Source organism: Mycobacterium sp. E2497 (assembly GCF_001668695.1).
GTDB lineage: Bacteria > Actinomycetota > Actinomycetes > Mycobacteriales > Mycobacteriaceae > Mycobacterium.
The window spans coordinates 73,962-83,212 of record NZ_LZKD01000151.1 but is presented as its reverse complement, the minus strand read 5'-3'; the positions used below and the strand labels follow the sequence as shown (position 1 = coordinate 83,212).

General features: G+C 67.6%; 12 protein-coding genes. 5 read left to right on the top strand and 7 right to left on the bottom strand.

What is annotated here, in order from left to right; all coding sequences use genetic code 11:
* Positions 1-93 precede the first annotated feature (93 nt).
* On the top strand, positions 94-1,536 hold the full coding sequence (locus A5713_RS14065; protein ID WP_068096303.1) for a chloride channel protein: 1,443 nt from the start codon (positions 94-96) through the stop codon (positions 1,534-1,536).
* Here the strand turns inward: A5713_RS14065 and dps are convergent.
* A complete protein-coding gene (dps, locus tag A5713_RS14060; RefSeq protein ID WP_067923093.1) occupies positions 1,533-2,081 on the bottom strand; it encodes a DNA starvation/stationary phase protection protein Dps in 549 nt (182 codons plus the stop codon). The two genes, A5713_RS14065 and dps, sit on opposite strands and share 4 nt — an antisense overlap.
* Before the next feature lie 94 nt (positions 2,082-2,175).
* Positions 2,176-3,087 carry a DNA-3-methyladenine glycosylase gene (locus A5713_RS14055; protein ID WP_068096344.1) on the bottom strand — a complete coding sequence of 304 codons (912 nt, stop codon included), beginning with the start codon at positions 3,085-3,087 and terminating at the stop codon, positions 2,176-2,178.
* A 54-nt stretch (positions 3,088-3,141) separates the two neighbouring features.
* On the opposite strand from A5713_RS14055, the gene A5713_RS14050 reads away from it, so the two are divergent.
* Positions 3,142-3,537 carry a nuclear transport factor 2 family protein gene (locus A5713_RS14050; RefSeq protein ID WP_068096301.1) on the top strand — a complete coding sequence of 132 codons (396 nt, stop codon included), beginning with the start codon at positions 3,142-3,144 and terminating at the stop codon, positions 3,535-3,537.
* Here A5713_RS14050 and A5713_RS14045 read toward each other — a convergent pair.
* The 4 genes from A5713_RS14045 to A5713_RS14030 are packed head-to-tail and all read right to left on the bottom strand — an operon-like array spanning position 3,534 to position 6,383.
* The gene (locus tag A5713_RS14045) at positions 3,534-3,914 is read right to left on the bottom strand and encodes a DUF427 domain-containing protein (protein WP_067923102.1); all 381 of its coding nucleotides are present in this window, start codon (positions 3,912-3,914) and stop codon (positions 3,534-3,536) included. The two genes, A5713_RS14050 and A5713_RS14045, sit on opposite strands and share 4 nt — an antisense overlap.
* Before the next feature lie 58 nt (positions 3,915-3,972).
* On the bottom strand, positions 3,973-4,755 hold the full coding sequence (locus A5713_RS14040) for a class I SAM-dependent methyltransferase (protein WP_102419078.1): 783 nt from the start codon (positions 4,753-4,755) through the stop codon (positions 3,973-3,975).
* A gap of 51 nt (positions 4,756-4,806) precedes the next feature.
* Positions 4,807-5,832: an NAD-dependent epimerase/dehydratase family protein gene (locus A5713_RS14035; protein WP_068096299.1), complete on the bottom strand. Its 1,026-nt coding sequence runs from the start codon at positions 5,830-5,832 to the stop codon at positions 4,807-4,809.
* A complete protein-coding gene (locus A5713_RS14030; RefSeq protein WP_369804450.1) occupies positions 5,829-6,383 on the bottom strand; it encodes a nuclear transport factor 2 family protein in 555 nt (184 codons plus the stop codon). Before A5713_RS14030 ends, A5713_RS14035 begins: the two co-directional genes overlap by 4 nt.
* Positions 6,384-6,408: 25 nt before the next feature.
* On the opposite strand from A5713_RS14030, the gene msrA reads away from it, so the two are divergent.
* Complete coding sequence (gene msrA / locus A5713_RS14025) at positions 6,409-6,921, top strand: peptide-methionine (S)-S-oxide reductase MsrA (protein WP_068096297.1); 513 nt, start codon at positions 6,409-6,411, stop codon at positions 6,919-6,921.
* Between the two features lie 12 nt (positions 6,922-6,933).
* Here msrA and A5713_RS14020 read toward each other — a convergent pair whose 3' ends face one another.
* Entirely contained in the window at positions 6,934-8,259 is a 1,326-nt protein-coding gene (locus A5713_RS14020; protein ID WP_068096295.1) for a cytochrome P450, read from the bottom strand.
* A 131-nt stretch (positions 8,260-8,390) separates the two neighbouring features.
* Between A5713_RS14020 and A5713_RS14015 the strand changes: the two genes are divergently transcribed.
* Both A5713_RS14015 and A5713_RS14010 read left to right on the top strand, forming a co-directional pair.
* Entirely contained in the window at positions 8,391-8,996 is a 606-nt protein-coding gene (locus A5713_RS14015; protein ID WP_068096294.1) for a TetR/AcrR family transcriptional regulator, read from the top strand.
* A gap of 39 nt (positions 8,997-9,035) precedes the next feature.
* The gene (locus tag A5713_RS14010; protein WP_067923119.1) at positions 9,036-9,248 is read left to right on the top strand and encodes a molybdopterin-binding protein; all 213 of its coding nucleotides are present in this window, start codon (positions 9,036-9,038) and stop codon (positions 9,246-9,248) included.
* The last annotated feature ends 3 nt before the right edge of the window (positions 9,249-9,251 follow it).

Here is a 9,251-nt window from a genome sequence, read left to right as displayed (position 1 = left end):
TCCGATTATTCCGGCGGTGTGGTGCGGCGCGGCCGCATAGGATGGCTTGATGTCCGGGGGACGCGTGCCACGACCGGGAGACGGCAACGCGCCGTGACCGAACAGACGGATGACGAAACCCAGCCCGCGGCGGCGTCGACCCCCGGCGCCGGCGGACGATTCGGGGCCTCGATCAGGAGGTCCGGCTACCTGCAGAAGTGGTTGCTGTTAGGGGTCACGATCGGCTTCGTCGCCGGCCTGGGAGCCGTCGTCTTCTATTTGGCGCTGAGGTACACCGGCGAGTTCCTACTCGGCTATCTCGGGGGCTACCACATCCCGACGCCCGTGGGCGAGGGCGGCGGCCGCGGGGACTCCACTTTCCGCCGCGCCTGGGCCATCCCGTTGGTGACGACGGGTGGGGCGTTGATTTCCGCCTTCATCGTCGCGAAGCTCGCCCCGGAGACCACCGGCCATGGGACCGACCAGGCCATCGAGGCCGTGCACGGTGATCCGCGCGCCATCCGCTTCCGCGCGGTGCTGGTGAAGATGGTGGCCAGCGCGCTGACGATCGGATCGGGCGGTTCGGCCGGGCGCGAGGGTCCGACGGCGCAGATCTCCGCTGGCTTCTGTTCTTTACTCGCTCGGCGGCTCCACCTGTCCGATGAGGACGGCCGCATCGCGGTGGCGCTGGGTATCGGCGCCGGCATCGGGGCGATCTTCGCCGCGCCACTCGGAGGGGCGGTGCTGGCCGCGTCGATCACCTACCGCGACGATTTCGACTATCGCTGTCTGCTACCGGGATTCATCACCTCCGGCACGGCCTACGCGGTGCTGGGCGCGTTCCTCGGCTTCGATCCGCTCTTCGGCTACATCGATGCCGAGTACCGATTCGAGAGGGCATGGCCCCTGCTGTGGTTCGTCGTCATCGGCCTGGCGGCTTTCGCGGTCGGTTACCTCTACGCGCGCACATTCCACGCCGCGGTGCGCCTCACCCGTCGACTGCCAGGCGGCCCGGTGCTGAAACCGGCGAGCGGCGGGCTTCTCGTCGGATTGCTGGGGCTGGTGATTCCCCAGATCCTCAGTAGCGGCTACGGGTGGGCGCAGCTGGCGGCCGACCGGGGGTCACTATTGGCCATCCCGCTGTGGATAGTCGTCGTGCTGCCGGTCGCCAAGATCGTCGCCACGTCACTGTCGATCGGCACCGGCGGCTCCGGTGGACTCTTCGGGCCGGGAATCGTGATCGGCGCCTTCGTCGGGGCCGCGGTCTGGCGCCTGGGCGAGCTGTCCGGCCTGCCCGGTGTTCCGCACGATCCCGGGATCTTCGTCGTGGTCGGCATGATGACGTGCTTCGGAAGCGTGGCGCGGGCGCCGCTCGCGATCATGATCATGGTCGCCGAGATGACCGGTTCGTTCTCGGTCGTGCCGGGGGCGATCCTCTCCGTCGGCATCGCCGCGCTGCTGATGTCGCGCACCAACGTCACGATCTACGAATCACAGCGCCTGAACCGCGATACCGCCGCGGCCGAGCGCGAATGTCGGACCGAAGACGGCGATTAGGAAGCGCCGCGCGCGCTGCTGGCGGCGTCCTTCTCGGTGGTCGAACCCTCGTGGGTCAGCTTCCCGCCCGCGCTCTCCAGGTGCGCGCGGACGAACCACTGAAACTTCTCCAGGTTTCCGGCCTGATCGATCAACAGGTCCTGGGTGACCGGGTCGAGCTCCTCGGTCTCCTCGATGTACTTGCGGATGTCCTCGATGACACCGGTGTAGACGAGGTCCAGCGCGGCCAGGTGGGCCTGGACCGTGTCGCGGCCCACCGAATAGTCGTCCCAGGTGCGGTCTTTGATGATCGCGCCGGGCGTGCCCTGCGGTGAGCCGCCCAGGGCCGCGATGCGTTCCGCGACGTCATCGGCGAAGCCACGGACCGCCTCGACCTGCGGGTCGATCATCTCGTGCACACCAATGAAGTTGGGTCCCACCACATTCCAGTGAACGTGCTTGAGCGTCAGGTGAAGATCGTTGTAGGTGCTCAGTTGCTTCTGCAGCAGTTCGGTCAGCCGCGCTCCCTGTTTGTCGGTGAGCCCCGGGATGGTGAACTGTGTCATCGATTTCCTCCGTTTCGCACACGGTCACGTCTTCGCTGTGGGTTACCCGATGGCCGGTGCTGAAAACGCCGCCCCGGCGAGGCCATGACCACGTTTAGAGTTCGCTGATGTGCTGCACCGGCAGCCGGGGGCCATGCCGGGGCTCGTATGCCAACCCGCTGGCCTCGAGCAACCGGACCACGCGGTGGCGGTGTGGGCGCATCGGCTCGAGCAGTTCGAGCATGCCCGCGTCGTCGACGGGGCGGCCCAGGAGCGTCGAGCCGATCATCTTGGGGACGTGATAGTCGCCCACCGACAGCGCGTCGGCGTCGCCGAACGCCCGCTGGGCCGTTTCGGCGGCCGTCCATTCCCCCACCCCGGGCAACGACATCATCGCCTCTCGGGCCCGCGCGGCCGGACGGTCCATCAACCGTTCCAGCGAGTCGGCCCGCCGCGCGCACGCCACCAGCGTCTGCGCACGCCTCGGATCGACGTTGGCGCGGTGGAATTCCCACGACGGGATGCGTCGCCACACTTCGGCCGGTGGCGGCACCCGCATCCGCGCCGGCGCCGGGCCCGGGGCCGGCGAGCCGTACTTGGACACCAGCAGGCGCCACGACCGGAACGCGTCGGCACCGGGCACCCGCTGCTCGATGATCGCCGGGATCAGGGCCTCCAGCACGAGCCCCGTGCGCCCCAGGCGCAAGTGCGGAATCCGACGCTGGGCGTCGGCGACCACCGGATTCAGGGGCGCGAAATCCGAAGCGTCGTCGTGCACGCCCAGCAGCGCGGGTAGCCGTTCGACGAACTCCGGAGCCCCGCCACCCCACGCCAGGCAATGGGCGGCGTTGACGGCAGCGCGGCTGATCCGGGCGGTGACGGGACCGGTCGGCAACAAGCTGGTCCGCCAGATCGCGCCGTCACCGGACGCCTGGAAACACGGATCCCCGAAACCGCGGCGCAGCGGCGCCAACGTGTGTCCGAAGCTGACCGCCCCGGGGAACGTGACCGTGCGCGCGACTTCCACCGACCGACTCTCCAATTGACCGTTAACGAGGTGCCAAGTCAATATTGCGGTGTGATGACGCCGTTCGATGACCCGCAGGGCGAACTGGCCTGGATGTTCCTCCAAAGCACGAGCGAGGGGGGCGACCTCGACGAAGGCTTCGCGCTGCTCAGTGACGACTTCACCTACTGGTCACTGGTCACGCGCAACTCCTGCGACAAGAAGACCTTCCGCCGAACGGTCGAGCGGCGCAAGTCCGAACTCGAGCTGACCATCGACCTGGTGCGCTGCGTCAACGAGGGCGAAACCGTGGTGGTCGAGGCCCAGGCCAACGGGACCACCACCGGCGGCGTCGAATACGACAGCCCGTTCGTCTGCATCTTCGACACCCGCGACGGGTTGATCGTCTCGATGCGTTTGTACAGCGACACCCGGGCTCACGAGGCCGCTCTGCCCGGGTGGATCTGCTAGGACGCCGAGACGCTGATTTCGGCCTTGTTGGGGTAGAAGGCGACGTGCCCCTTGATCGCCGCGACCGCCGGGTAGGGCTGCTCGTACGTCCAGATCACGTCCTCGACGGTATCTCCGGCGGAACTGGTCACGCTGTAGTAGCTGGCCTCCCCCTTGAACGGGCAGTAGGTGCTGGTGTCCGTGCGAGTCAGCCGGTCCTGCACCACGTCGCTCATCGGAATGTATTGCACCGCGGGCAAAGTCGCCTCGCGCAATTCGAGGGCGGCCGTCGTGTCGGCGACCAGCTCGCCGTTGACGCGGACCTGCACCCGACCCCGGGTCGGCTCGATGGTGATCGGGTGGCCGGCATTCGGCTCTTTGATTTCGGGATGGCTCATGGTTCCTCCTAGACGCCGATAACCGGTCCAACACGGGCCGGGGCCCGACGCTTCCCGATCAGGGCGGTCCGAATGCGTAGCGGTGATATTGCGCCATGTTGGCCATGGCCGGAACCAGGGACATGGCCCTGCCCATCAGGTGGTAGGCCCGCGGAAGCCGCTCGAAGGTGGCCGATTCAAACCACCGCACCCAGGAAAGCAGTCGAGTTCCGGGCACCGCCGCGAGTATCTCGTCCGGGCCGTCAATGCCCCAGCTCAACTTGGATCCCGATCTGCGCACCACCGCGTTGATCCACTGCGTTTTGATACCCGTCCGGTTGAAGGCGTCGAATTGCAGCTCGCCGTGTTCGAAGTGGTCAACGATCCGTTGCAGCAGCGCTGTGCCGTTCTGTTCGGATAGATACATGGTCAGCCCTTCGGCGATCATCAGCGCAGGCCGGTCGTTGGGTATCTCCGCGAGCCAGGCCGGATCGGTAACCGACGCGGCGACGACGTGGCAGTGCGGGGCAGCGGGGTAGAGCCGGGTGCGCAGTTCGGCGACGTCGGGGTAGTCGATGTCGTACCACTCCACCAGCGGGCCCGGCTGGAGCCTGAAGTATCGGCCATCCAGTCCGCAGCCCACATGCAGGACAACGGCGTTCGGATGCGCGTCGAGGAATTGGCGAGCCCAGATGTCGAAGTGCGCGGTGCGGGTCGTCACCGACGCTGATCTGCGCGCGGTGATGGTGGTCTGCGCCCAGTCGTACTCGATCCGCTCGACGACCTCCTTGGCATAACGGTCACCCAGGATCGGGTTCGGCAGGTCAGCGTCGAGCGCCTTGGCGTAGAGCGTCGCCAGCATCGTCTGTGGCGGCCCGTGGAGATCGACGCGTATGCGGTCCACCGGCCGGGCCTATTCGGACTGCGCGGCCGGAGCGTTCTTCCGCGGGGTCCGCATCGCCGCCCAGAACCGGGCGGCCTCCCGGATCGACTCCTCGACCGGGCGTGGCTGCCAACCCAATTCGCGCTTCGCCTTGCTGCTGTCGACGTCGGATTCGGCGCGCATCATGCGCACCGAGGCCAGGCTGAGTTCGGAGTCCTTTCCGGTGAGCCGCGCTTTGAGGGTGCCCGCCGCCGCCAGGGCGTAGAGCATCGGCACCGAGATCGAGCGTTGCGGCGGGGGCACCCCGGCCTCGTCGGCCGCGATCCGCACCACGTCGTTCAGCGCGATCATCCGCTCGGAGACCAGGTATCGCTCACCGATCCGGCCGCGCTCGGCGGCCAGGATCATGGCCCGCGCGGCGTCGTCGACGCCGACGACTTCCAGCCGAATGCCGTTCATTCCGAAGGGCAGCTTCCCGAAGACGGCGCCGGCGATGAAGGCACCGTGCGGCGTGCCGCCCCAGTCACCGCTGCCGTAGGTCGTTGACACGCACATCGCGATGGCGGGCAGCCCGGCGTCGGCCACGTACCGCATCACCAGGTTCTCCGCCTGCACCCTGGACTGGACATACGGCGTCAACCCCCGCGGGCTGATCACGTCGTCTTCGGTCGCCACGTGCCCATGGCGCCGGCCCACGGTCGCGTAGGTGCTGGTGAAGACGAACCGGCGCAAGTCGGGTTGGTCGACAGCGACATCGAGGACGTTGCGCAGGCCGTCGACGTTGGTGTGAAACAGCGGAGCCGGATCGCGCAACCACGCGCGGGTGTCGACGACGCAGTAATAGACGTCGTCGACGCCGTCCATCGCCTCGCGCAGGGTGGCGTCGTCGAAAACGTCGCCATGGAACCGGGTCAGCTCGAGGTCGTCGATGGAGCGGGTGTTGGCGTTCGGACGCACCATGGCCCGCACTTGGTGACCGTCGGCCACGAGTTGCCGGGTTACGTGCGAACCCAGGAATCCGTTGGCGCCGATAACGAGTTTGGGTCTGGTGCTCACTGAGATCCTCCGTTTTGCTGCATCCACCGGGCGGCGTCGTCGTCGAGCGTGCCCAGCGCCTGGGCCTTGCGGCACCACTTCATCCCGGCGCGCAGGAAGCGCAGCGGGTTGTAGATGTCCTCTTCACGGCTCCACTGGCCGTCGCCGGCATAGGTGATGATCGTGATGTTGGTTGCGCTGATGACGCTGCCGTCGCCCGGATCGCGCATGGGGTTGTCGAGTTCGAGGATGACCCGCGCGGTCGACTCGTCGATGACGGACCACAACGTGGGGAACGCGACCATGTGGCTGCCCGGAAAGGTCGTCATCGTTTGTTTGATCCACTCGCGCACCTCGTCGCGGCCCCGCATGGTGCCGGCGGCGTGCTCGACGTACTCGACGTCCGGCGTGTACTGCTCGACCCAGGCGTCCCAGTCGCGGGTCTCGGCGGCCCGGGCGACCGTTTCCTCGAATTTCTCGAAGGCGGCGGCCAGTTCGCTGCGGGAGAACGAACGGGTGGTCACTTCGCGGCACCGTTGCTGCTCATCGGCGGAGTGTAGCCTGGGCGGCATTGCGGCCGGTTAAGGAGGACGAGCAATGGCAACCCAAAAAGCGATACTTGCCGGCGGGTGTTTCTGGGGCATGCAAGAACTCATCCGCAAGCAGCCAGGCGTGGTCTCCACCCGGGTCGGTTACACCGGCGGCAACGTCCCGAATGCCACCTACCGCAATCACGGCACGCACGCCGAGGCGATCGAGATCGTCTTCGACCCGGCCGTCACCGACTACCGCACGATGCTGGAGTTCTTCTTCCAGATCCACGATCCGACAACGAAGGACCGGCAGGGCAACGACCGCGGCCCCAGCTACCGGTCGGCCATCTTCTACCTCGACGAGGAGCAGAAGCGCATCGCGTTGGACACCATCGCCGACGTCGAAGCCTCCGGGCTGTGGCCCGGCAAGGTCGTGACCGAGGTCAGCCCGGCCGGCGACTTCTGGGAGGCCGAGCCCGAGCATCAGGACTACCTGCAGCGTTACCCGAGCGGGTACACCTGCCACTACATCCGCCCGGGCTGGAAACTGCCGCGCCGGGCCACCGCGGACCAGTAGGCGGAGCGCCGCTCAGCGCCGGTGTACCACGACCCGGCCGCCGTCCTTGGGCGTGTAGGCGACCCCCCGGCCGTGCCACCGCTCCCCCGGCGCCGTCGTGGTCTCGATGGTGAAGTGCCGCAATACCGTTCGCAGCACGACGTCCATCTCCATGTTCGCGAACGCGGCGCCCACACAGCGACGGGTGCCACCGCCGAACGGAATCCACGCGAACGCGGACGGCTTGGTCCCGATGTACCGCTGCGGATCGAAGCGTTCCGGATTCGGGAACACGTCGGGGTTCTCGTGGATTTGCGCGATGCTCACCAACAGTGATTCGCCGCGCGGAATGACCCACTCCCCGAGCTGATAGCGCGGCGGGTAGACGCGCCGGGCGGCGAAATCGATGACCGTGCGGGCCCGCTGCACTTCCAGGATGGTCGCCTGACGCAACTCCTGACCGTCGCCGTCGGCCTCCTCGACCAGCGCCGCCAGCACGTCGGGGTGGCGCGTCAGCCGCTCGAACGCCCAGGCCAGCGTGGAGGCCGTGGTCTCGTGACCGGCGGCCAGCAGCGTGAGCAGTTCGTCGCCGATGTCCTTGCGCGACATCACCGAACCGTCGTCGTAGGTGCTGCGCAGCATCAGGGCGAGCACGTCGGTGCGTTCCTCGAAGTTCGGGTCGGCCCGCTCGGCTTCGATCAGCCTGTCGATGACGAGGTCGTACTGGCGCCGCCATTCGTCGAGCCGTCCCCACGGGGTGTAGCGGCCGTAACTGCGTTTCGGCTTGGGCATGGTGGCCATTCGCGAACCCAGCGTGACCCACGGCGGGATGAGCCGGCGCAGCTCGTCGAGTTCGGCGCCCTCGGCCCCGAACACGGCGCGCAGAATGGCATTCAGGGTGATACGCATCATCGACGGCAGCGTCGCGAACGCCTCGCCCTCCGGCCAGCCCGCGGTCTCCCGCAGCGTCTCTTCCTCGATGATCGCCTCGTACTTCTTCATGCTCTTGCCGTGGAACGGCGGCGCCAGGAGCCGCCGCCGGCGGCGATGGTCCTCCCCGTCGAGCGCGAACACGGAGCCGGAGCCGAACAACCGGCTCAGGTTGGGCTGGATGTTGCCGAGTTCGTCCGGGCTGGTGGTGAAGATCTGCTTGGCCAATTGCGGGTCGGCGACCACCACGACCGGGCCGTAGATCGGCAGGTTCAGCGTGAAGACGTCGCCGTACCGGCGCGCCAGCCGCTGAATCATCGCCCGCCGCGACACCGCAAAACCCAGGCCCTGCAACAACTTCGGCAACCGGGTGGCCGGGGGCAACCTGACGGCGGCAGTGGCCGGCGGGGCGGTGACGACTTCACTCATGGTGGGCTGCTCCCCTGTTCACCCCGGGCACCGGGGGTGGTACCGCGGTGTACCAGACCTTTCGGGGATACGGTACTCTGTGGTACCACAGCGTGACAAGGGTGCCGCACCCATCGAAAGGGGCGCCGGCCGTGACATCACCGACAACGGCAACGGTCGCGGTTCTCGGCGACCCGTTCCGGGTCCGGCTGCTCGACGGCCTGGCCACCTCGATCGCCGAGCGCGGTTACCGGGCCAGCACCGTCGCCGACGTCGTCCGTCACGCGCGGACGTCCAAGCGCACCTTCTACGACCAGTTCGCGAGCAAGGAGGAGTGCTTCCTGGAGCTGCTGGGTTCCGACGTCGAAAAGCTGGGCGAGGGCATCGCGGCGGCGGTCGATCCCGAGGCCGACTGGCATCAGCAGATTCGTCAGGCCGTTGAGGCCTACGTCGGGCACATCGAGTCGCGGCCGGCCCTCACGCTGAGCTGGATCCGGGAGCTCCCGTCGCTCGGCGCCGCCGCCCGCCCGGTGCAGCGGCGCGGACTGCGACTGCTGTCCAGCCTGCTGATCGACCTCAGTGCCAGCCCCGGCTTCCAGCGGGCCGAGCTGCCCCCGCTGACCGCCCCGCTGGCGGTCATCCTGCTGGGCGGTCTGCGCGAATTGACCGCCCTCGCCGTCGAAGACGGAAACCCGGTGCGGGGAATCGTCGAGCCGGCCGTCGACGCCTCCATAGCCCTGCTCGGCCCGCGACACTAAAGTCACTCGCAGACCCCTCAACCAGACGGAGGACTCACGATGCGGCTGTCCACCCGAAACCAGCTCAAAGGGACGATCACCGAGGTTGACCTCGGCACCGTGATGGCGATCGTGAAGGTCAAGCTCGACGGCGGCGATCAGGTCGTCACGTCGTCGGTGACCAAGGACGCCGCGATCGATCTCGGACTCAAGGTCGGCCAACCGGCGACCGTGTTCATCAAGTCCACGGAAGTCACCATCGGCGTCGACTAGCCC

Bases quoted from the DNA above. Each gene is read 5' to 3' on its own strand.
- dps (WP_067923093.1), bottom strand. From the start codon at position 2,081: ATGACACAGTTCACCATCCCGGGGCTCACCGACAAACAGGGAGCGCGG.
- A5713_RS14050 (WP_068096301.1), top strand. From the start codon at position 3,142: ATGACGCCGTTCGATGACCCGCAGGGCGAACTGGCCTGGATGTTCCTC.
- A5713_RS14045 (WP_067923102.1), bottom strand. From the start codon at position 3,914: ATGAGCCATCCCGAAATCAAAGAGCCGAATGCCGGCCACCCGATCACC.
- A5713_RS14040 (WP_102419078.1), bottom strand. From the start codon at position 4,755: ATGCTGGCGACGCTCTACGCCAAGGCGCTCGACGCTGACCTGCCGAAC.
- A5713_RS14030 (WP_369804450.1), bottom strand. From the start codon at position 6,383: ATGCCGCCCAGGCTACACTCCGCCGATGAGCAGCAACGGTGCCGCGAA.
- msrA (WP_068096297.1), top strand. From the start codon at position 6,409: ATGGCAACCCAAAAAGCGATACTTGCCGGCGGGTGTTTCTGGGGCATG.
- A5713_RS14020 (WP_068096295.1), bottom strand. From the start codon at position 8,259: ATGAGTGAAGTCGTCACCGCCCCGCCGGCCACTGCCGCCGTCAGGTTG.
- A5713_RS14010 (WP_067923119.1), top strand. From the start codon at position 9,036: ATGCGGCTGTCCACCCGAAACCAGCTCAAAGGGACGATCACCGAGGTT.